The 22,719-nt window shown below is 56.7% G+C and carries 18 protein-coding genes; 11 read left to right on the plus strand and 7 right to left on the minus strand.

The genetic code is table 11. The annotated features are described in order from the left end of the window. Positions 1–111 precede the first annotated feature (111 nt). Positions 112–723, minus strand: a complete 612-nt coding sequence (locus tag FSO04_RS30725; RefSeq protein ID WP_154565372.1) for a hypothetical protein — start codon at positions 721–723, stop codon at positions 112–114. Positions 724–1,238: 515 nt separating this feature from the next. Here FSO04_RS30725 and FSO04_RS30730 point away from each other — a divergent pair. From FSO04_RS30730 to FSO04_RS30745, 4 genes are all read left to right on the plus strand, one after another. After that, the gene (locus tag FSO04_RS30730) at positions 1,239–2,183 is read left to right on the plus strand and encodes a hypothetical protein (protein ID WP_154565373.1); all 945 of its coding nucleotides are present in this window, start codon (positions 1,239–1,241) and stop codon (positions 2,181–2,183) included. Positions 2,184–2,404: 221 nt separating this feature from the next. Further along, positions 2,405–2,920, plus strand: a complete 516-nt coding sequence (locus tag FSO04_RS30735) for an NlpC/P60 family protein (RefSeq protein ID WP_154565374.1) — start codon at positions 2,405–2,407, stop codon at positions 2,918–2,920. A 141-nt stretch (positions 2,921–3,061) separates the two neighbouring features. After that, positions 3,062–4,225, plus strand: coding sequence for an AlbA family DNA-binding domain-containing protein (locus FSO04_RS30740; RefSeq protein ID WP_154565375.1), 1,164 nt, complete (start codon positions 3,062–3,064; stop codon positions 4,223–4,225). A 356-nt stretch (positions 4,226–4,581) separates the two neighbouring features. Further along, a complete protein-coding gene (locus FSO04_RS30745; protein WP_154565376.1) occupies positions 4,582–5,220 on the plus strand; it encodes a hypothetical protein in 639 nt (212 codons plus the stop codon). Between the two features lie 227 nt (positions 5,221–5,447). On the opposite strand, the gene FSO04_RS30750 is transcribed toward FSO04_RS30745, so the two are convergent. Continuing rightward, on the minus strand, positions 5,448–6,719 hold the full coding sequence (locus tag FSO04_RS30750) for a hypothetical protein (protein ID WP_154565377.1): 1,272 nt from the start codon (positions 6,717–6,719) through the stop codon (positions 5,448–5,450). A 338-nt stretch (positions 6,720–7,057) separates the two neighbouring features. Between FSO04_RS30750 and FSO04_RS30755 the strand changes: the two genes are divergently transcribed. The 6 genes from FSO04_RS30755 to FSO04_RS30780 all read left to right on the plus strand — a co-directional run bounded on the left by FSO04_RS30755 (position 7,058) and on the right by FSO04_RS30780 (position 15,471). Beyond that, positions 7,058–7,534 (plus strand): hypothetical protein, encoded by a 477-nt coding sequence (locus FSO04_RS30755; protein ID WP_154565378.1) that lies wholly within the window; start codon positions 7,058–7,060, stop codon positions 7,532–7,534. A gap of 138 nt (positions 7,535–7,672) precedes the next feature. Next, the gene (locus tag FSO04_RS30760; RefSeq protein WP_233465035.1) at positions 7,673–10,447 is read left to right on the plus strand and encodes an AAA family ATPase; all 2,775 of its coding nucleotides are present in this window, start codon (positions 7,673–7,675) and stop codon (positions 10,445–10,447) included. Positions 10,448–10,493: 46 nt separating this feature from the next. Continuing rightward, on the plus strand, positions 10,494–10,646 hold the full coding sequence (locus tag FSO04_RS47115; protein ID WP_154565379.1) for a hypothetical protein: 153 nt from the start codon (positions 10,494–10,496) through the stop codon (positions 10,644–10,646). 336 nt (positions 10,647–10,982) lie between these two features. Then, positions 10,983–13,499, plus strand: coding sequence for a hypothetical protein (locus FSO04_RS30770; RefSeq protein ID WP_154565380.1), 2,517 nt, complete (start codon positions 10,983–10,985; stop codon positions 13,497–13,499). Continuing rightward, the gene (locus FSO04_RS30775) at positions 13,456–14,889 is read left to right on the plus strand and encodes a hypothetical protein (RefSeq protein WP_233465034.1); all 1,434 of its coding nucleotides are present in this window, start codon (positions 13,456–13,458) and stop codon (positions 14,887–14,889) included. The genes FSO04_RS30770 and FSO04_RS30775 overlap by 44 nt, the downstream gene beginning before the upstream one ends. A gap of 63 nt (positions 14,890–14,952) precedes the next feature. Further along, positions 14,953–15,471: a hypothetical protein gene (locus FSO04_RS30780; protein WP_154565382.1), complete on the plus strand. Its 519-nt coding sequence runs from the start codon at positions 14,953–14,955 to the stop codon at positions 15,469–15,471. Positions 15,472–15,605: 134 nt separating this feature from the next. On the opposite strand, the gene FSO04_RS30785 is transcribed toward FSO04_RS30780, so the two are convergent. The 3 genes from FSO04_RS30785 to FSO04_RS30795 all read right to left on the minus strand — a co-directional run bounded on the left by FSO04_RS30785 (position 15,606) and on the right by FSO04_RS30795 (position 19,558). Beyond that, positions 15,606–16,982: an AlbA family DNA-binding domain-containing protein gene (locus FSO04_RS30785; RefSeq protein WP_154565383.1), complete on the minus strand. Its 1,377-nt coding sequence runs from the start codon at positions 16,980–16,982 to the stop codon at positions 15,606–15,608. Positions 16,983–17,638: 656 nt separating this feature from the next. Then, positions 17,639–18,403, minus strand: coding sequence for a hypothetical protein (locus FSO04_RS30790; protein ID WP_154565384.1), 765 nt, complete (start codon positions 18,401–18,403; stop codon positions 17,639–17,641). Positions 18,404–18,769: 366 nt separating this feature from the next. Then, positions 18,770–19,558 carry a hypothetical protein gene (locus FSO04_RS30795; protein ID WP_154565385.1) on the minus strand — a complete coding sequence of 263 codons (789 nt, stop codon included), beginning with the start codon at positions 19,556–19,558 and terminating at the stop codon, positions 18,770–18,772. A 71-nt stretch (positions 19,559–19,629) separates the two neighbouring features. Here FSO04_RS30795 and FSO04_RS30800 point away from each other — a divergent pair. After that, a protein-coding gene (locus FSO04_RS30800; RefSeq protein ID WP_154565386.1) for an IS3 family transposase occupies positions 19,630–20,765 on the plus strand; the annotation gives its coding sequence in 2 pieces (ribosomal slippage) (positions 19,630–19,894 and positions 19,894–20,765; 1,137 coding nt in all). On the opposite strand, the gene FSO04_RS30805 is transcribed toward FSO04_RS30800, so the two are convergent. Both FSO04_RS30805 and FSO04_RS30810 read right to left on the minus strand, forming a co-directional pair. Continuing rightward, on the minus strand, positions 20,690–22,336 hold the full coding sequence (locus FSO04_RS30805) for a hypothetical protein (RefSeq protein ID WP_154565387.1): 1,647 nt from the start codon (positions 22,334–22,336) through the stop codon (positions 20,690–20,692). The genes FSO04_RS30800 and FSO04_RS30805 overlap by 76 nt on opposite strands. A gap of 68 nt (positions 22,337–22,404) precedes the next feature. After that, a complete protein-coding gene (locus tag FSO04_RS30810) occupies positions 22,405–22,689 on the minus strand; it encodes a hypothetical protein (protein WP_154565388.1) in 285 nt (94 codons plus the stop codon). Positions 22,690–22,719 lie beyond the last annotated feature (30 nt).

The following is a 22,719-nucleotide window of genomic DNA, read 5'->3' on the forward strand; positions in this document are numbered from 1 at the left end:
TGCATGCGTGCGCATGCCCCGCGCAGATTGCGCGGCGAACCGGTAATTCAGCGGAAAATCGCACGCGCAAGCCTCCTGAACATAGCTTCGGTCATCATGACGAGGCACTTTTCAACAGCCTGCTAGGCGGCGCATGCCATCGAGAATGACGCGATTCGAAGTGACGATACGCTCGCCAATTGGCATAGTGCTCCAGTCGATGTCATTTGAAAGGCCAAAATACTGGATGACAGCACGTCGGTCCTTTAGCGAGATAATCGAGAGGTTCCGTACGGGATCGAAGGCTGCGAGATAGGCGCCAACGGTGTTGCCGCTAGGCCCGGTCAGGTTGTTTTTCTGGCCTGCATTCTTTAGGTAAAGATCGTCGATCAATGCCGCTTTGCGCTCATCGTCGTTTTCGCTCAACACGTTGTAGACGAGTTCACCCAGCGGCCGGTTGCTATGAAATTCATTCAGCATACGTCGCCATGCTCCCTGCGGCACCATGACCTTGGCGACAGCTTCGTCGTCCCGTGTGTTTCCCTTTCCGTTCCTATCGAGGATTCGGATGATTTCATCGCACTCTGCATCTGACAGCGGGTCGACGGCGTTGGACAGAACCCGCGCTGTCCAGAAATTTCGAACCCGTTGACTTAGCTGCTGCCAGGTCTGATCTTTCTGCTGTGCATCGTAGCTTGACAGGAATGAGGCGATTAATGGTGCGATGGTGTTCGGTTCGGTCACGAGGCGGCTCCGGGTGCATCAATGATGGGAGTCATAGTTTCGACGACGGCCCTCGTCGAAAGTCGAGTGATTGTCGCGCAAGCTCGGTTTCGTGAACAGTCTGCCATCATCGATTTGGCGCATGTTGATGCGCGGCGCTCAAAGCCGTTCGGCCGAATCGCCTTTACGTCGATCGCTTCGGTAGCGCGCGCAGCCGAGTGGGTACGGGCGTGGTCAGTACCGTGTGATTCGCCGGCAGCTTGGCGACTCTGACTGGGAAAAGATTCCCGGCGGCAGTGTGAAGTGTTGCTTTTGCGACCGCATAGCGTTACTGCGGATGACGTTCATTGTTGCTGGCCGCTCAACTGCCGCTGACACAGCGATAACGGTCGAGCTGCTGAGATCGATTGTTAAATGCAAGTTTCTTGTGCAACAAACTTTTCTCTTGTTGGTCTACGTAATGTCGGCCGACGTGGCCTGCCGCCGACCATGCTACGTGATCCTTCAAGCAGGCGCCGGTTTGGAGAAGAAAAAGAATGGCAATGAAATTTGGTCGCGCGTGGTGCAAAGAGGTTGACGACGCGCTGACGCCGTATCGAGCCCGCGAAATGTACACGGACGAGGACAGCGAGTACTACGGCAGGGAGTTAACGTTTCAGTGTGAAGACAAGGATTGTCGGGTTCGCTTGACGCCCGTCGGCATCTACATGACGCGCAAGTCGAAACGTGCACTGCACTTTCGCACGAAGGACGAGCACAACCCTGACTGTGATTTCCTTCAGTCTGGCTCCGGCGGCGCAAAGGTTCGCCGTCCATCCGATGGCGAGGATGACTATAAGCCTACTGATTTTCCCACGGAATTCGTTTTGAACCCGCCCAAGCGCAACAGGACCGGTGGTGGCACGAACGGCGGGGGCGGCGAGGGTGGTGATGGAGGAACGAGTGGAGGAACCGGGACTGATGGTCACGGCGGCGGTGGCGGGCGAAAGACGAGCACGAAAACGCGTTACCTCGATGAGGTCGTCGACTGCTTTCTTTCCGGAGACGAGGATAGCAAGGCTCGCCAGTTCACGATTGACGGCAAAACGAAAGCGTTCTCAAGGTTTTTCAAGAAGATACAGTATTTCGGTGACGAGACCGGCCTGATCTATTACGGCGCGGTAGCCGAATTGAAAGTCTACAAGGGCAAGGGCGTCGGCCTGCGCTTTGTCGAGCCGGTCTGGGTTGAGCGGAAGCCTTGTCGAATCTGGGCTTACGTGCCACAGGAACGCATTGACGAGTCTCGCAGGAAGAAGGCATTTCTCGCCGAAATGTCGGAGTTGGAAAAGGCTATCGCGGCCGGAGAAGAGGTCCTTGCATTTTTCGTCGGCGCTTATCCAGAAAGGACGACCGTCGAAAGGCCAGGCGAAAAGAGTTTTGATCGCTATCGCGCCGAGCTTGCGAGCGTCGACCATTTGTCGCTGACGTTCGCAAAGTCATAGGACTTCCGCTTGCGTTGGTTGATGGTGCTCCGCAGAGTAGTGGCGCTCGACGAGTCGGGCAGGTTTTCCGCCGGCAGCGCATCATCCGACGCACGTTTTTAATCTAAGCGGCATTCGCTTGGAGTGTTGTATGCAATGGGAACCCGAAGCCGATGGCAACGCCAGGTAATCGATTGACGGTAATGAGGTGTCTCGGCGCGGTAGCGTCGGCCGCACTGATTATGATAAGCGTGCACACGCCGGCGGCGAGCAACGATGTGTTGCCCTTGCAGTGCGGGCAGCCGCTCGCACTGCGCCTGACTCAGGCTGCGCTTGCGTCACCTGCCGCCGTGCAGCGGGACGGCTCTCTCTACGGCGTGCAGCGCTGGAACTCCTCCACGGGTGCGAGCTATCTCGGTCTGCAATTTCCGGGGTTGCTCTCGTGTGCTTACACGGTGAGCGCCATCTTCCGGACGGCATGCCATCCGATCGGGAATCTTGCTTCGGTCTCGGCCGTCGACGCTGCGTTGTCGCGCTGGCCGATGGTTATGAAGATCGAAGACCTGAGGCCCGGTGACGTCGTGTTCTGGCGACCGCGGCATACTGGCATAGTGCGATGTCCAAACACTCACTGGCACGTCGGTATCGCCGTCGGCGACGGGCGAACGGTCGACAACGACTGGTGGTCGGGTAAGCCGGAAGAGCACTCAGTGAGCCGGCTATGTTCGACATTCGCTTACGCACGTCGTGCGCCATGAGACTGCTACCGGCCAGGGAGGTCGGTCGAGCTGGGATCGTTGATGTGCCTTTAGTCTGTGGGCATACTGGTGTTCACGCGCGCTCAGGCCGCATCGGCTCACAGGCCGACCGGTGTCAATCTGCACAGGGGGAGAGCAAATATGGCATTGCTTCGCGATCTTGCGGCCACCAATGAAGCCGATCTACATGCCTTAATTGCTGATCAGGCGAGCGAAGGTACCTACCTTGACATCAAACGCGAGCTTCCACGGCCGGACGGTGGCGGGCGTCACGAGTTCCTGGCCGACGTATCGGCATTTGCAAATAGCTCTGGTGGTGATCTCATCTACGGCATCGACGAAGATGGGCAAGGGCATGCGGCGGCTATCGTTCCTCAGCCTGGTAATCCCGATGAAGAGGCGCGGCGCCTGCAAGACGTCTTGATGAACGGAATCGAACCGCGGGTACCAGGCCTTCAGATCCAGCCTGTTCCTGTCGATGGGGGATTTGTCGTGGTCATCCGTGTGCCTCAAAGCTGGGCAGGCCCCCACCGTGTGAAGTCGAATCAGCATTTCTTTATTCGCGAGAACGGCCGCAAGCGGCAACTGGACATCCCGGAAATTCGCAGCCTGTTCGTGCGCTCGATCCAGCAGGCGGAACGCGTCCGGGACTTCCGCACCGAGCGGCTGGGGAAGCTACTGGCGGGAGAAGCCCCCCATCGGCTTGTGCCTGGCGTCATTCTGGTCGGCCACTTCGTCCCCACCCAGGCGGCGCTCGGGGCAGTGCAGATTGATCCGATTCCCTATCTGCATCATCGCTCGCTGCCAGTGTTGGGGGCTACGATGCCGATTGCGCGAGTGAATGCTGATGGCGCCCTCGTCGTCCGCAACCCACGGCCCGAAGGTACGCACGGATACTCGCAGCTCTTTCGCAACGGCTTTTTTGAGGCGGTCAGAATTCTCCCATTTGTCGATGCGGGGCGGGTTGGATTAGGCAGTGTGGCCTACGAGGAGTACTTCATCGAGCTATTGCGGCGGATCAGGGAGGAGTACGTGCATCTCGGCATCGGCACCGAAATGACGTGCATGATCTCGATCCTGAGCGCCGATCGCGCCGAACTCGGCTTGGAGCGCGTGCGCTACGTGCTTGACGAGCACCAGGGCTACTTCGATCGAAAATCGCTTGTGTTGCCCGATGTACTGTTGGCATCGGAATTAACGCCTGAACAGGCATTGAAGCCCGTCTTCGACCTCGTGTGGCAGTCTGCAGGAATGGAGGGCTCGTTAAATTACAACGAGGCAGGGGAACGGATTGATAGGCGCTGAGACGATTCCAGCAGCTCATCAAGGGCTTGAGTCACTTGGTGTCCAGGGGGCGCTATGAACGGATTGAATATCGGGATTGACGACAACACGTCTCTCTTCTATGAGGGCTCGCTGAGCCTTTATGGACACGCCATCTGGCCGTCGCCATTCGTGTCCGTGGTGTCTCATATCGGGGAACTGTCGGCCCGGGGGCGCGATCGAGCGGTCGTGCACCTGACGGACGCGCCTATCTTGTTTCGAGAAGACTCGTTCGATCCTGTGCACGCGTGAGACGCGGTCGACTGTATATCCGTCGTCAGCAGGAAAACCCTGCATATTGGCGTGTCCAGAGGCACCCTGCTTATGCGACCTCGGGCTTGAGCACTTCAACGAACCTTGACGGTTATGGTGGTCCGGACGAGCGCGGTTTTTTTTCGATGCGGCTAATGACATTTGAATCGTGGAGAGCCTCGGAAGACTTTCTCAAGAAACGCCACAATGCCGTGATGATTGTGGGGGCTGGCGACTGTGGGTTGGTTCATCAGGTACTCGACGTCGAGCGGTTAGCGACGGGGGAGGAGTTGATCACTCTGAAAACGCGTCCGAGCATGAGCGGTCTTCCAGAACTCATCGTTGCGTTGATACCGGAGCGGTATGCCGCACTCGTTGTCGAGCAATATGAAAAGGCCGCAAGTGCCGCGTATCGTGACGATGCGGAGAGCGTGATCGATCGATGCCGCGAGGCTGCTAGCGCGGCGTTGAATGCCGGACGGTTTGAAAAGACAGGCGACGATGCGTCCGACGCCAAGGATCTTGGTGCCTTGGGCAACTTCTTCATCCGTCAAGGGATGGAGGTTCTCGGCAACGCCGCCCTCATTCTCGCCCGGTGGCATTCGAGAGGGAAGTCTGCGGAACGGATCAACAGGGATACCATGCCGCCGTCCGAAGCGGATGCAGAAGCCGCTATTGCGTTGCTCGGCCTTATCTACAGAGAACTGCACTGGACACGCGGATAACCCGCAGTCAGGCGTCCAACGGGAGAGCCGCGGCAGCCGTGTGCTTTAGTGCTCGTTGCCAGTCTCGAAGTAACGTGAAAAGACCTCCGACAACAGCCCCCGTGATCGAACCGATGCCCGTAGAAGGCGGCACTATCTCAAGCAAGTCGACCGTCGAAGCGTCCATGTGCCCCCCTGAGTTGAATTTGATCGCCATCCTTACGTAGAAACTCTACGTGTGGGCGTATTCAGCATTTGGTTCTGCCATGCCGGGTGTATCTTTTGCTCTGGCCGACATGCTTTGCCGGCCTGCTGGGTGATATGGCAACTGGCGGATGCGACTGTAAGCTGAATCCATCGGGCAAATCGACTGTCCTGATTTCATCTTTGGTTGGCACTAGGCATCCTTCGGAATCAGCGTGGCTCGTCCTCAATTCAGGTGGTACCGGCGAAGGTGAGTCGTCCGGCGTGTCGCGGCCTTTGTTGACCGAAGACGATGGCACGTCCAGAAACGGATACTTGTTGGGGCAGACAAGCTTGACATCAGCGAACTGAAAACGGATGAACGCCTGAACAAATCGATCGGTCGCTCTCGGCCTGTAGCCTAACGCCTGATAGGTAGGACGCTCGTCGGCTTTGACAACCTCGTAGGTTCTTTCCGCGTTGTCGATGACTGCCATCCCCTTCATCGCAACAAGTGCGATGGGCTCGGCTGAAAACCCGTTTAGCAACGCGGCGTATGTGAGTGCGATGGTAACAACAAGAGCCACCTTAAGGGCCTTGCCGTGCGATCCATTGGAGGCTCGCACCTTAAGGTAGACCGCACCCGGAAAGAAGCTGAAGAGAATGATGGAAAATAGCACGGCCGATGCCTTCCACCCATGCTGGGGCAGATGCAAGGACCCGGCAAACGCGGATATAACGTATATCGAGAACACGGCGTACAACCCAGCCCCGAATATGGCGGCCGTCACGCAGAAGCAACGCCATATGCGGTGGGCCCAGATAGCTCGAAAGCGATTCGCGACGCGCGCCTTCCGATTTGTCGGCGGCGGTGACCAGTTGGCGGCTTTGGGCGCTGAGTCGGGAACGGCACTCATGAAGTTTGGGCTCCACCATGCAATCGCTCCGAGGATTGTCCAGATTGCAAACAGCATAAACACTACAGTTGCCCAGTAACGCCAGGTGAGTGGCGTCGGGCTATCTCCAAAGTACCCCGCAGTGGTGTAGAACGCTGCCCATATCACGGAACTCAACAAGACGAATGCGGGCAGCCCTCTGGTCGGGCGCTTATCCGACGTTCCGCTCAGGAACAGGCAAACGATACCTGAGGGAGCGATGACCGAGATAGTGAGGGCGACCCACAAAAGGAGAAAGGCCTGAAGCAGAGCGGACAGGCCCGCAAGCGAGAGCACAGAAGCCGCGAAGAGATCCTTGTGTCCGATCAGTCTGAGATAGTTGTAGATGAGGATAGCTGGAATGGGCAGGGGAAACCGCTCCGGTCTTGAGAATAGCGTCAAGAAAATCTCTGTACAGCCCGAGTTGATCACGGACGGTTGGGGGCTTCGGTTGTTCGGGGGCCTGGATGCCCGGTCTACGGACTTTTCTCACCACGTTTTTTCTGGTCTATGAATTGATGTACTTTTTCTTGTACGGATGTTCGATTCGGCGTCGCTATGCGCTTTGATTTCCCTGCGGGCAGTGTTTCAGTCTCCTGCTGATCCGACATGTATGCCAGCATGGCTTCAGTAAAACTTTAATTCGTCTTCTATGGATCTGGCGCGCCAGATCCAAACGCTCATGATTCGCGAGCGTACCTGAGGATACAATGGGTCTCCCTTCTTGGAGACCACAAAAAATGCCACTTATTAGTAACAGCGATCTAGTTTATGCAAGACGCATAGCGGCATCTGCCGCAGGCCTCAGTCGCGCGGCCATTGAGTTCCGTTCGGCATTGAAGTTTGTCCTCGACAGGGCGGACGCCAGCAGTAGTGGACTTGCCTTTACGATCATTGATTCCCGTACTGACGTGGTCTTGAACTTCGGTCTTTCGACGGTTCATGGCCAAGTTGAAGCCCTTTTTGATCATGTACTGAAAGATAACGTATTACTTGGGCGTTATCGTTTCTTTACCGTTGAGAAGGATGCGACCGGGAAAGGTGTAGCAGAAGAAGTCTGGGCAATCCTGTTCAACTCAAATTGTGCTGCAACTTGGGACACGGAGGGAGACTTCGAATGGTATTTCGGCGATCAGGATTCTTCGACGCCGCAAATGATCGGGACCTTCCTGCTGATGCTCTTGGCGATGCTGCAAGACAAGTTGCCGCGAGCCTAGTAGTTAATTAGTCTGGTCAAACCACCCAAGGGCGGTTTTTTTGCGTCTGGCGCCTGAAATATCGCTCAACAAGTCTGGCAGTAAAGCCTGACGATTGAGCAGACGGTTTTCGAGAACAAGACGCGGCAACTCGTGCTGATGCTGCACTTTGGCTACTGGACGTGCCGCTGGGTAGCTGAGCTGGAAAGCATTGTTGAAGGTCAGTGTCGGAGGAGAAATCTGGCTTGCTCGAGTGCACTACAATTGCAACGTAAGCGGCAGTCGATCAAAGCGAAAACCAACGATAAACGGGGGCGGCGTATGTCGATAATGCAAGAGATTCTGGCGTGGACACAGGGTCTGCCAGCCTGGCAGAGTGATGCGGTTGCCCGCTTGCTCAACAGATCGGAGTTGACGGCTGACGATCTGGACGATTTATTCGCCCTGCTCAAGCTCTCCCACGGCATTGCCGATCCGAAGGGCAGGGTTCCCAAGCCGCTTGCAGCAGACCAGATTCCTGCGCCGATAAAAGCCGCGACGCACGTAGAGCTGCATGCCGTGAAGAACCTTCGGCATGTGAATGCGATCGCCGAAAATCAGCGACTTCCATTCGGCTCACCTGGGCTAACCGTGATCTACGGCGACAACGGATCGGGGAAGTCCGGATATTCGCGGGTGCTCAAGCGCGCCTGTCGTGCACGCGATCAGGTCGAGGCCATCCATCCCAATGCAAATTTGCCGTCGGGCAAAGCTGGTTCAGCAGAAGCGGTCTTCGAGGTTACGGTCAATGGTGTCGGCAGGGAACTGCAGTGGGTCAACGGCAAGACATCGCCTGCGGAGCTTTCGACCATTGCGATCTTCGATTCCCGCTGCGCACGTGCCTATCTCGACAGCGAGGATGACTTTTCCTACGTTCCGTATGGGCTTGACGTGTTCGAGGGGCTCGCGAAGGTATGCAAACAGCTGAAAACCCGAATCGAGACCGAGCATGCACAATCGGCACCGGACGTGACGGCGTTCGCTCCGTTACACGGAGACACCGCAGTCGGCAGGTTGGTGGCGGCATTGTCGGCGAAAACAACGACGGCACAGATTGAGGCTCTCGCGACACTGACGCCGGAAGAACTGACCCGGCTTGCGGAGTTGGGCAAGGGTCTGAAAGAGAACAATCCGAAGGAGAAGGCGACTCAGTTGCGGTTACGTGCACGCCGCATCGCCGCAATTGCCGCTAACTCCATCAACAAGGCCGCCGTGGTTGACGAGACTGTTGTCGCCCGGTTGCGTGGGCTGGCAGACAGCTACCGTGCTGCTCAGGCCGCCGCAGCGCTCGCCGCGAAACAGTTCAATGAAGGCGAGAAGCTCCTGCCGGGAACTGGCGGCGAAGTCTGGCGCGAGCTGTTTGAAGCCGCGCGCAAGTTCTCGCTCGAATCCCATCCGGACCGGACCTTTCCAGAACTTGGCGCGGACGCGGCCTGCCCCCTTTGCCAGCAGCCTCTCGCGGAGGGCGCTGACCGACTGAAGCGGTTCGAGGCATTTATCCAGCAGGAGGCTGAGAAGACGGCCCAGGCCCGGCGCATCGCCTTGTATGCCGAATACAAGCCATTTTCAGAACAGGCGTTGACCCTGAGTCTGGATGACGTCACGTACGGCGAAATTGAGGCGCTTGATTCCCAGCTTGCGATTGATACGCGTACATTTGAACGGGCGTTGGCACCGCGTCGCGAGGCGATCAAGGCAGCGGTCGTCTCACATCAGTGGGACGGCATGGAGCCACTGGCGATAAACCCGGGGGATCGGTTGCACGCGGTAGCAAACAAGCTGAATGCAGAGGCTGAAACGCTTGAAAAGGCGTCCGACGAGAAAGCGCGCGCTGTGCTGCAGGCGCAATTTGCTGAGCTTGATGCCCGTGCGCGTATGGCGCAAGTCAAAGAAGCATTCATGAATGCGGTGTTGCGGCTTGCCCACCAGTCGAAACTCACGAAATGCCTCTCGTCGGTGAGAACCAATGCTATTTCATTGAAGGCGTCGGAACTCGCCGAAAAAGTCGTCTCAAAGGAACTGGCCGATGCACTGAACCGGGAGTTCAAATTGCTCGGTGTCGGTACCCTGAGCGTTTCACTGCAAAGCCGTTCCGACAGGGGCAAAGCTTTGCACAAGTTGAAGCTGGAACTGCCACAGAGCCGTAGTCCGGGAGAAATTCTTAGCGAAGGCGAGCAACGGGCGATAGCACTCAGTTCCTTTCTCGCAGAGGTGCGTCTCAGCGGCAATAAGAGCGGCGTCGTATTTGATGACCCGGTGTCTTCGCTCGATCATCGCCGGCGTGAGCGCGTCGCGAAACGTCTGGCCACTGAGGCCGCTGATCGGCAGGTCATCGTCTTCACGCATGATGTTTACTTCCTGTGCATCCTGGCGGAGGAGGCTGAGTCCGCGGGTGTGCCTGTTGTAACGCAAAGCCTGACTCGTCGTCCGGAGGGCTTTGGCGTTGCCGATCCTGAACTGCCATTTGAGGGAAAAAGCGCCGCCAAACGGATTGGCGCATTGAAGGCGCAACAGCAGGTGATTGCCAAACTGCATAAGGACGGCGACGAACCGGAGCACCGGAAGCAGACGGTCGATGCCTATTTCCGATTGCGGATGGCTTGGGAAAGGGCTGTCGAGGAGGTGTTGCTGCGCAAGGTTGTTCTTCGGTTCCGGAAAGGCGTAGAGACCCAACGATTGGCCGAAGTTTCAGTCGATGACAGTGATTACGCTCAGGTCGACGCCGGGATGACCAGGTGTTCAAACTATGCCCATGACAAGGCCGTCGCAGGGGGTGTAGCCGTGCCAGATCCGGACGAACTGCTCGCCGACATCACGGCGCTTGAAACGTGGCGAACGCTGATTGAAAAACGTAGCCAGGAGACAGCGAAAAAGCGCAAGTCCGGTGCAGCGTAGGCGAGTCCGAGCCAAATGAACACCAGATAGGTGAACGGAAGCGATCATGACAGGAGCGCGCGAGCTACCGTTCGCGCTCTATGTCACCACGCCGGGTATTTTAGTGCTGGATATGACGAAGATACGGGGGCATGGCGACCAACACAATGATGTGTCAGGAGAGGAAATGGCTTCGAAGAAGTCCGCTGCAACTGCCTGAAATCCACAACTGGACTTGCTCAAGTCCGAACTCGAGACCCACGACGACTCAGTCTTCGAGCACTTGTCAGCACATCTGGTAAGTCGGCTCCTCGGTGATGTGGCGATCACGGTCTCCCAGCACACGGGTGTTGCCGCTCGACCCGCTCCGGCTTATCGCCCGGCGGCGGTTCATGCTGCAACGTGCAATAAGTGGGCGCCAGCGATTCGAGAGTAAGATGCCTGATTTGCTGGGTGGGGCAGTGCGCCGGCGCATAACGGAGTCACACTCTTTAAAATGAGCAGAGACCGGGACATCGAAAGGGCGGTCGCCTCGGGCGAGCGGAACCAGCGGACCATGGAACTGGTTCAGAACTGGTGTGCGCATGCCAAAGTTGAGAAGTTCGGTGGAACCGGCCTCATTGAGCAACAAACCGGATTACCCATCGGCCATCACGCCGTTACGTGTGACCACGCGCCGGCTGGTGGGATGGCCACTTGGGATCTCGCTGATGCTGCCATTGACTTCTACGATAGGAATTGCGTCCACTGCGACAAACGGCAGCCTGTTCGCCTGCCAAACCTGTCCGAGCTCGTCGCTGCGCGAGACCGTTGGCAGGCGGGAGCCGCTGAAGAACGCAAACGACACGAAGAGCGACTCGCTGCTGCCAAGTTGCGCCGGCGTCAGACCCGGGATGCCCTGAGAGCAGGTCAACCTACACCAGTCCTTACGTTGCTCGATGACCTCGGGCAATTCGACTCGGAGGGCTCTAGCGAGGCCGGACTTCGAATATTGGAGACTTCGAGGCTAGCACCCGAGATATTTTCGAAGACCATCACTGAACACTTTTTTGATTTGGTGGAGGCGGAAGAGTCTTGGTTTCTGGAAACGGGCCTTCAGGTGCTGCATCAACTCGGTTGCGATCAAAGGCGCCTTGCGCGGTGCGCGTTGATCTGTCTGACGCGCCACGTTTGCGTTGAGATTGCCGCTTCGATTCTCGAAATGAATCTTGAAGAGGCCGACGAGACCCTGATTCCGGCCGCGATCCTCGCGCTAGCTTTGCTTGCGCGACCTCCCCGGTCTCCAGTCCCATTCGATCATCGGACTTCCCATCCCGAACCGCTACTGGCGGTATTCAAGCGATGGCCCGACGCAGCGTGCCGGGGAGTGGAGGTATTGCTGGACGAGCATCGGCCTTTCGAAGTGATGGCCGGCGCGCGATCGCTTCGCGTTTTGGTTCAAGTCGATCCTTTGGTGTCCTTGCGCTTTGTACGCAGTCTGGCAACAAAACTGACTCGCGCGCATTTGCTCGAGGAAGGGGAGGGGCGGGACGACTTGAGGGACGTTTGCGAGGCGCTCAAAGAAGGGCTCGCATTGGCGCTTCTCGCCGATCCGTCAGCCACGGACAAGACGGTGATGGCGTACTTCGCGGGTGCATCGTCGGAAGGCGAAGCCCGACTTATCGGCGTATACGAACGGGTGTTCTCCCGGGCGCGCAGAGACGAGTCGATGCCCGAACCGGCCGTGGCGGGAGTGGTGTTGCGCCGGCTGCTCTGGGCTGCGACCACTTCGTCAAACGACGACGTATTGCACGAGGTGGAGCGTGCGTTTGGCGATGATCCGGACAACCTGCTTGGGATCGCGTTGTCAGAACTCGATGTTCTCCTCGGCGCTGCAGCACTGATGGATGACAGGCTACGGAAACACGAAGCCGACAGCCGAATCGAGAAGCCCGCCGACATGCTGCAGGCGATGGAATTGCATGGCCGACGAAATACACTTCGAGCGCTTCGTGAGAACTTTGTCGGCTGGGCGGCGAACGCTGCCAGCGGAAACGAACACGCGACACGACAATACATCGAATTCGTCGCTAGCATTAGTAACGAACTGGACGGACTTCGTGCCTCGCTGGTCGAGCACGCCGGCACACTGATGACTACGCCGCACGGCCTTAATGCAGTGCTGCCACTGATGTATTCATCAATGGTCGGTCCATCGCAGGTTGTCCGTGCCGCAGCGGCCAAGACGCTTGGCAAGCTCAGATACCGGCGGCAGTCCGACCTGCCAGATCTCGTATTTGAGGCGTTCGTACCGCTGCTCACAGACAGCTATCTCATAGTTCATCAATCGGCAGTGCGTACGCTGGAAAAGATGCAATTTCCGGCCGCGTTCGATTCCGCGATCAAGGGAGCGCTGTGGGCACTTATTGTGTACTACAGGAGGGAAACGAAGTCACACGAATTCCTAATGGAGTGCATCGCGTTGTTTGTAACACGTTACCTTGACGAAGCCGCAAAGCAGGCGCGGGTAGACGAGATCATGGTCGCGGTGATAGAACATGTGGAACCGTACATAGCGCTACACGAGCTTCGCTATTTCGGTCACGCGCTCGCCACAACGAATGGCTTCGCCAAGATGATCTTGCGGATCATCGCGGACCAGGAGGCGATGACGTCGTCGCTGGAAGATGATGCATTGAAACTTTTGCAGATGGTTCCTGCGACCGCGGTCCTGGAGAGCGCGCCGCTGTTTGAAGCGGAGGCAATTAGATGGAAGGACAATCACGTCACTGTTCGCGCTTTCATTGAAGTATTGACGCGTGCAGGGGCATGGGAGCAGGCGGTAACGGTCGCTCGGACACATTGGCAGAGCTTCCCAGATACCGTTCAAATGCGGACGAGGAAGTGGTCGGCGCGCCTGCTGTATCTGGCTGTGAGCTTTGAAGCCGCAATCGCAGCCGGCCAAGTAGAGAAGTTGACATCGATAGGACACGAGTGGACGGAAGTTACGGCACTCATTGAAAAGGACCGACTGGATTATGCAGAGAGACGTGATCCTCTCCGCGGTATATCCCGCTCGCATCAAGGCCATTGAGGCTCTTCTGCGGATAGCACAGGGCGATTACCCGCACGGGACTGATCTAACGACCGCAAGCAGCGAGCTTGACGAAGCGTCGTTGCGCTATGGTCACGCTTCGACGGCCGTTGCGTATGCCGGACTGGCGGGCCTGCTTCGGATTGTGTCTGCACTGGTTGAATGGCGGGGAGCCGTATTGGATGCGGCGTCCGACGCCGACCGCTTCGCTCGCAGCGCAAAGGAGCGGTATCGTCTGTGGACCAAGGAATACGGCGACAAGGAGCCGACCAAAGCCCTCGCGGCGGCGAGCAGCGATATTGCCGGGCTCCAGTCATTCGAGGAAGTTGAGCGACTGTGTTCAATGATTGCCGCAATACCTCTACCCGTAGGCGTCTTCGCTGAGCCGCGGGGCATCGTCCGGACCACTGATTCCGAATCGGAAGCGAAGTCGGTTCCGACCGAGCTTTCGGTTGCGTTTCTCAAATTCAGCATCGACGGGACAGCGGCGAGCGAGCTACACCATCTCACGCCCAACGAAGTTCATGACCTTGAGATCGAAGTGCGAGTCTCACGATGGCCCGGCGACGCCGAACAACTCCGCCTTTCGCCTGTAACGATCGAACCCAGTGCGACTTACGCGTTCCCCGATTTCGTATTCAATCGGCCCACAGGCCAACCGCCGTTTGTACTGGTAGATCGAGGCAGGGCACTCTTGAAGGTCGCGCAAGGACTTCAATCGCGTCCGTTCGAATTCAAATACGCCGCCGAATTTCTGCCTACCAGGGTTGAGCAGCCAGTGTCAGTCGTTGGTCACCGGACGCTATTGATAGAAGGACTTGACCTACAGGCGAACCCAATCACTGGCTACCCTAACGTTGACAGAAAGATCGTGCAGATACGCGACGAACTTCGGCAGCGTGGATCGGGCGTCGGATCGGATTTGGGTGATCTGCTAAAAATCGTTTCCGTTCTGTCGAATATGGCTGGACGTGCTGTTCAGGACGCCGAGTTCGAGGGCATATGGTCAGAGGCTCGGTTCCAAGACTATGTTCGAAAGGAGCTGCGGCGGAGACCCGAGATTGGGGCGGAGCTAGACGAGCACGCTCACGCCTCCGGAGGGATTACTGACCTTTCATTTCACGGCATCCCGATTGAGCTGAAGGCGCAATCAAAGCGAACGCTCTCATTGGGGGATTGTCAGCAGTATGTCGAACAGACAGCAAGCTACGTCGCAGCGAAAGGAAAAAGCTGCGGCGTGCTTTGTGTTTTGGACTGTAGTCCGAAGACGTCAGCACCGGAGCCTGCAGACGCAGGCATCGGGATACTCGAAAAGAGCGCGTCATCTGGGCTAGTCGCCATTGTCGTCGTGTTGGTTCAGGGTAATTTGCGCCGGCCGAGTTCGCTGTAAACCGCACGTGTGCACGTGAATCCGTACCTAAATCGCCGACCTACAAAAAAGCGGAGTGAATCGATGGCACTTACCCGGCGACAACGCTTGCGTCGTGTTGGCACGGTGTGCTGTCACACACTGCGAAACCTCGCCTACTATCGGGCGTGGTTCGAGATGGAAAAGCCGCGGGCGAATGAGCAGTTTTGGATCTCGGTGAACGGAAACTTCGCGGATGTCACCGTTCTCGAGTGGTGTAAGGTGCTTGCCGACGACAAAGGAAAGCATCATTGGACAAAGGTTGTCCGGGACGAGAGGGCATTTATGATCGGATTGCTCGCGAGGCTCGGCACGGACGAAGTGACGTGGTCGGCGTATGTCAAAGCAATGCGGTTTCTACGCGACAAGTTCATCGCCCACCTGGACGATGAACTCTTGATGACGTTACCACAATTAGATGTGGCGAAGGTGAGCGTGGTGTATCTCTACACCTACTTGCTCGAGAATGAAGACGAACGAGACGTGTTTGTCGACGCACCGCAGAACGCCGTAGAGTGGTTCGATAGGTTTTCTGATGAAGCCCGCGCAATCTATCATGCATAGGGTCTAGTAGTACTCCCTTGTTGAACTTGGCGGGAGTTCACACCTCTGGTACACGCCAATGCTGAACGTTCCTTTGAAGACTCCGGGGATTACGGACGACTGCATAGCAGGTTTGGCTGGCGCACTACGCTAAATTAGCGCGATGGCGGGAGCCAAAAAGCGTCAATCGACTGGGTGTCCAAGATGCTTCTCCACGATTCGGGCTGCACCTTCCGGTTGCTTGCCCCCGCTCGTGCGTAAAGGTAGGCGTCCTGTTGCACGGCGACAGGTTTTTGTGTGGCTGGAAGGACTTCGACAATCACTATAAGCGCCCCATCGAAGTAAGTCCTGGAAAGTTGTAGTTCGACCTCTCCGTGAACGAAATTCTTGATCTTGCTTTTCAGCGTACCGATATACTGATCGACGCTAACGTCGTTAGCCGGTGCCTTGGCCCACCGCGCCAATTGGTGATCGATGCCGACCGCGTTACAGTCATCATCAACTCCGATGTAGATGTGGCCGCCCTGTGTGTTAGCAAACGCGACTACCGTTGTTACGACCTCCCGTAGCTTTGATTTCTGTGCGGGCGAGCCGAGAGATTGTTCCGGTTCGATAAAGGGCTTGAACTCGACACGCTGACCTTCCCCCTCATGTAGGGCTGTCCTTATCTGATCGCTGAGTGACCGTTGCTTTGATCCGAGTATTTTCTTTCCCAAGGAGATGCCAGAAAGGAGTTCCTCGCGATGAAAATCGAACACCGTGCCATCGCGGCCAATCAGGTAGTACTCGAGGCGGTCGACATGAGCGGGGACTGCGACCGTGCACGTGGAATTTTCTACTGACGCGTCGAAATGGCGGATCGCCGTTCCTTCCCAATATGCCCCCTTTGCGATCAGAGGGATCTCATCAACCAGCGTTCCTGCCACGGTGATTTCGAGTGTTCCGTCATCGGAGAATCTTGCATCAGAAACAAATGCTCTGGTTTCTGGCAACAAGAAGAAGACGTCACCATTCCGGCCATCGCGGTGCCCGTGGTATACGGGAAAGGACAGCCAGTCGCGGGCCGCTTCTTCAACATCTGGGTAGTACGGCTGATCGGGCGACAGGAGCGGCGCTGGGTGAGCGTGCATCCCACTTTGACTGATGCGTAGCCCGACAACCAAGCCGGCGCTAACCATGTACTCATTGTTCAGAGGCACGAGTTCAGTACTCCACTGAAGTGTTGCCTCGCGCACCAGTCTCACGTCGCCAAGCTGAACGGACCCATCAGCTAGTTCTGTTGCGAATTCAAGGCATTGCGGCGCGGAGAGCTCATCCTCGTACAGCATGGCCTTTTCATATCGGCGGGTGGAGGCATTAGCGGGCGTCTCTTCATCGCAAAGCAGCCGTTCGACGGTACAGCAAAGTAGTCCCCAATTGCCGTTGGCGGCTGTTAGTACGGCGCGTCGGCGAAAGCGTTCGTTCCCGCCAGCATTTGCGAAATACTCGACCAGTTTGTTAGGCAATATATCCGAAGTGTATTCGTGATTCATGGTTCAAGTTGCGGGTGATATGTCAGTGAGCACGATTCTTGAGAGGTTGCGCGGGAGTTGTGTGAGGAGGCCGTTCTGTGGCTTTCGCGGGTTCCCATGCCGGGCCGCCGACGCGCGGTTACCGCTCCCAGATTGTCGAAAACTGCTCGGCTTGTTCGATTGCGCTTCCTTTCCCGTTCGCGAACATTCACCTGCGGTCGTGCCTTCAGGCGGTGTTCCACCGACGGGCTACCATTTATAGCACGCCAACCACAATCGTGGCGTTTGCCAACACGCATGCCGCCGATATGTGGACGCAGACGGTCGCAGTTGTCGTAGTGCCGCCGGTCGCGACTGAACCGACCGGTCGTGGTCTCACGGCAATCACGCAGGACATTGCGAAGGTCAGCATCGACCTGGCGCACGTCGAGGCGCGTCGCTGCGTGGGCGAGTCCAGGGCTTTGCGTATCCGTAAGGGGGAACTCTCGGCCCAGTTGGCGGCGCTCAATGCCGTGGCGACAGAGGCCAAGCGTCGTGCGACCGAACAGGAGCGGCCTCGCGACCAGGCCAATCGCGCGGAAGAATTGCGTGAGTCGCGTCGCGCCAATCCCGCGGCTCCGATGGCGTGTGATACTAAGCCGTCTATAGGAGTGCGACCACGAAGCCTTCCGTGGCATCTAGACGTTTTCTGTCGCGAGTGCAGGTAATACGCCAGCTGAAGCTGTCACACGAGTTGGTTCTTCTTGTGCAGTTCCTTCGTTCCCGGAGGCTTTGGTCCGGCGCTTCCTGGGCCTAGGGGATGTCTCCGAGCGATCGGCGTCCCGGAGCCCCACTTTGGGGTGCGGTGGCGGATATACCGTATCGGCTTTGAGCAATCGGGCCGCGGCATCTGCGCGCAATGCAGCCTTTATAATCATTGGCATTGCAATCAGGTCGAGCGTGAGTAGCGCCGCCACCTTAATCGGCTCGATGAATTTGAAAACGATGCCGACGAATATCAGCGCGACATAGGGAACGATGGCAAGCAGTATCAAGGCTTGAAAGATCTGTTGAAGCGACAGCCTTGGTCTGGTTCGCGCATCCTTGAAGCATTTCTCATTGTGATGGAATTTGACGAGCACACCTGCCTGCTGAATGTTGCGAAGTAGTGTCAGTGGACTGTCACGCTCTAGCGCGAATCGAATTGCGTCACCGGGTAGCTCGATCCCTAGCATGTCCTTGACAGCAATTTGCAGCGCTCCCGAGGAAGCGCTACATCCGCCTTGCTTCCGGTTCATGATGTCGTACAGGCGCTTGGTGCGCCCTTGCGACAGTCTCAAATTCCCATTGCGAAATTTGGTCAAGGTAACGCCGATGACGATCGGAGCAGTTACGACCGACAATACGCCCATTGCAAGATGGCTTCGTGAAATCAAGTCGAGGATGGTCGTTATTGTGCTCATGCTAGGCTCCGAGAATGCACGAATGTCGTCGCGCGACCCCAAGCTCCTAATATTACAGTTTCAGGATGCTGATTCCGGCGAATCTTTGGCAGTTCTCGTTGGTGTGCAACAAGAAGGTGCTGGAGTACGCAAAGGCATCTGTAGATGCGGCTGTTGGCCCTGCAAGCCGCTGGCGCAAGTCGGGTGTCCCGCTGCCATTTCCGACTGAAGCAACCTTGTCAGCAGTCTGAAATCGTGTGTGATGAAAAAAAGAAGAGGAGTCAGGCAACTGGCTCCCCTCACCGGTGCAAGACCTGTCGATGATTGTCCGCGTTGAATGCCTGCATCAACCTCTTGTCGGTATCGCCAGCTTTCATACGCTTGAGTCTATGCGTTGCGTGTTGCCAATACCTGTTCGATCTCGAACAAGCGTTTTTCATCTGCATCACCAAGCTTGTATGCGTGTCGAATCGATGCGATCTTTTGCGATACACCTGTTTCTTCCCCTGGAATCTGCATGAGGATTTCGGCAGCCTGAATCTGGAAATCGACTTGCTCAGGGTTTCTTGATGCCAGGTTGGAAATGGTATCGAAAGCTCGACGGTAATCGTTCTTCAGTAGAAAGCAGGAGACAAGATTGCATGATGCTTCGACATGGGGGGCTGGGGTGATGGTTCCGTTGTAGCATCCGTCTAGTAAGGCTTCACGCAAAACCTGCTGGTTCGGAGCGGTCAGGGTCAGCGTGATCAGTACACATACGCCAACATAGTCATGGACGGCAATGAGCTTTTTAAGGTCGGCGATCTTTTCATTGTCGTCCGCCAGCAACGAGGACCATCTCATCTCGATCTGGTGCTGAAGGTCGACGTAGTTGACCATGAAGGCTTTGGCACAGAACCCTATTCTCTGGTCAAAAAATGCGCTCGCAAATGCGAGGAGGGCGATCGATTTCTCCCTCTCCGATAACTTTTCTACCAACGAACGAACTGTCTCATCATAGTCAGTGCGTGTTGTCCCATTGTGATTGAGACGGAAAATTCCCTCTGCGCGGACATACGTTTTGAAGCGCGCAAGTATGGCTTCCAGCTCGATCTGCCAGTTTCCGTGCTGGGATTGAGTTTCGAGAAATGTCCGTGCCGATGTATGTGGCGCACTGGCAAAGAGGTGGCCGCGCAAATTCGGACAGTCGGATAAGTGGAACGCTCGGGGCCTGAGCCGGCGATAATGCCGACAAAGGAACCTTGAAGATGACGAAGAGAACCCGACGGACGCACTCAGCCGCGTTCAAAGCGAAAGTGGCGATGGCGGCGGTCAAGGGCGAGCGGACGCTAGCCGAACTGGCGCAGCAGTTCGATGTGCACCCGAACCAGATCACCGAATGGAAGCGGCAGTTGCAGGAACGTGCCGTCGAAGTGTTTGGCGCAGGTGGCGCGGCGTCGAGCGAGCCGCAAGTCGATTTGAAGGAGCTACATGCGAAGATCGGCCAACTCACGCTGGAGAACGATTTTTTAAGCGGCGCGCTCAACAAGGCGGGATTGCTGAGCGCAAAGCGATGATAGATCGTACGCACGCATTGCCGGTCTCGCAGCAGGCGCGACTCGTTGGTATCGCAAGATCGAGCGTGTACTACCAGGCGCAACCGGTGAGCGAGGCAGACCAGTTGCTGATGCGCCGGATCGATGAACTGCACATGGAGTTTCCGTTTGCGGGAGCGCGGATGCTGGCGCGCCTGCTGCGTCGCGAGGGACACGAGATTGGCCGCAGGCGCGTGCGCACGCTGATGAAGCGCATGGGTATCGAGGCGCTGTACTGCAAGCCGAACACGAGCCGACGCAATGCGCAGCACAAGATCTGGCCGTATCTGCTGCGGGGCATGACGATCAATCGGGCAAACCAGGTCTGGGCACTGGATACGAGTTATATCCCGATGGCACGCGGCTTTGTGTATCTGACCGCCGTGGTGGACTGGGCCAGCCGGAAGGTACTGGCCCACCGCGTAGCGATCACGATGGAGGCGATGCACGCTGTCGAGGCGTTGGAAGAAGCGTTCGCGAAGCACGGGCAACCGGAGATCGTCAATACCGACCAGGGCAGCCAGTTCACCGCGACAGTGTTCACCGAGGCCGTGCTCAGCCGGGGTATCAGCTTGTCCATGGACGGCAAAGGTGCCTGGCGAGACAATGTGTTCGTCGAGCGCGTGTGGCGAAGCGTGAAATATGAAGAGGTGTATCTGAAAGCCTATGAATCGGTCGGCCACGCCCGGCGCTCAATCGGCGATTACATCAATCTATATAACCAGAGACGACCTCATTCGAGTCTGGAAGACCGCACGCCGGATGAGGCATACTTCGCGACGCTGCCTGCGATCAAATTGGCAGCATGACCGCCCCGGACGTTCCACTTAAAAATCTCAGAAGACTGTCCGAACGAGTGAGGCCACCTCTCAATCTCACCGAGCACCCGACAGGTTAGAAAGGTCCGTAAGGGGGATAGGTTATGGTTGCCTCGTGCGTACCGGACAAGCGCTTCGACAAGTTGGTAGGGTGTAAGGCCAGCACAGACTTGAATCAGCTCGAGGAGACTGATGAACTCGGGGTCGCTGACACCACTTGTTAGGGTGATGGTAAGGAATTGATGGGCGTGTCTGAATTTATGGTGCGATTGATTGTAGCCCTGACTGAAATGCTCGGTCTCTTCGATGGTCTCGACGACCGCAGATGCCATGAATGCATGCTGGAAGAACTGGCGAGCATCTCCCTTTTGGGAGTCGTTCCCCGCTATCCAACGAAGCAGATTTTGGTGGTAAGCACTTTCGTCGTCGATTGCCTGGTGTCCAATCGGGACGAGACTGGCGGGAGAGTCGCCTGTATATGAGATGGCGTGGGCGCCGGCCATTGTGACGCCGTACATACGAACGCCGTCCGCTGCGTACGACCGTAAGAATAAGACGTTGCGGCAAGTCTTGAGAAAGGCGGCAAGCATACGCTCATAAAGCCTCAACCCTCGATCCAGATCATAGGCATCAAGGTCAGCGATGAGCGACGTTATAGTGGGGGTATCGCTCGCTTCGATATGGGCGCCAATGTGGTTCCGTACTTCTCGTGTCAACTGCGATTCGGTATCGAAGTTTGACGCTGAGACGAAATCGTTGATTGGTGACGCAGACTGACCGGAGGCCTCAACCAACATGTCCAGGCCGTCCATCTCCTGAGGAGCACCGGATTGTAACTGACGCGTGACAAGACAGTCGCAGAAACTGACAATATCGGTAACGAGGCGCGCCTTGACGATTCTGGCGATACTGGGAGGCGAACTCAATGCTTGGAGAAGATCTCGTTCGAGTGTGATCCAGCGGCGGATCAATGCCAGTTGTGCTGCTCTCGAATGCACGGGCGTTAAATTTAACGCGGCGCTCGTATTGTTGCGGGTCACTGCAAGTGAGTCTGCTCCAAGCTCAATGCCAGTGCGGCTGTCGAGGCCGCGTTGATAGGACTGGAGCTGCGCCAGTAGACTGGCGTCGGTGATTTCTGCCGGCTCAGCGTACGGGATGTATCCTTGCAGGTTAAATGCCGACAGGCCGTCGTATACCTGGCGCGCCCCGTCAACGAAGAATCCGATCTTGCCGATCTCGATGTCGTTCCACAGTTCGATGCGTTCGCCAAAATCGACGTCTTGGACATGGGCGCCGAGCCGGTCTCTAGACATCTGAAAATACTCATCAAACGTGTCTGCATAAGCCTCTTTCGTTTTATGAAATTCCTGCGTATCGTGTCCGGCAACATTTAGCGGCTTGCGGAGACTGCGGACGATATCGATGAAGCTCCTGGCTCGGATGAGAATATGGCGAGCAAGGGTGCGGCTTACGAAGGGATCTGTGAGATGCTCCGTCAAATACAGCGTGATTTGCATCTCTTCTAGGGTGAATCGAAGCTTTTCTGTTCGAATAGCGATCATGATCTAGGTGACTGATAGCAAGCCAATAGCGAGCTGCGGAGTGACTGGCGCGGCAGAGGCGGTTTTCCCTATAGTACGTTGCCGACAACAGTTGTGATCGCGGCTAGGGAAACGGAGACGGCTGTCCACCGTGCAGCACGTTGATTGAGTACAGCCGCTGTGTTGCCGGCCTGCTGTATCCCGGTGAGCCAGTCATTTATGGCCTGAAGTGGATCGCCGGGTTCGATACCGCCGTTATGCACCGAGGCAGGAGCGATGATCGACACCTTGCTGGCTCGGCCCCACAGACCCGCAGCGTATACACCGGTCAGCGCCGTCAACATTGTCAAGAATTCTGTTGGGGATGACGTCATGCGACATGCTCCTTTCGATTGAGGCTGTGC

The organism is Paraburkholderia madseniana (assembly GCF_009690905.1).
Lineage (GTDB): Bacteria > Pseudomonadota > Gammaproteobacteria > Burkholderiales > Burkholderiaceae > Paraburkholderia > Paraburkholderia madseniana.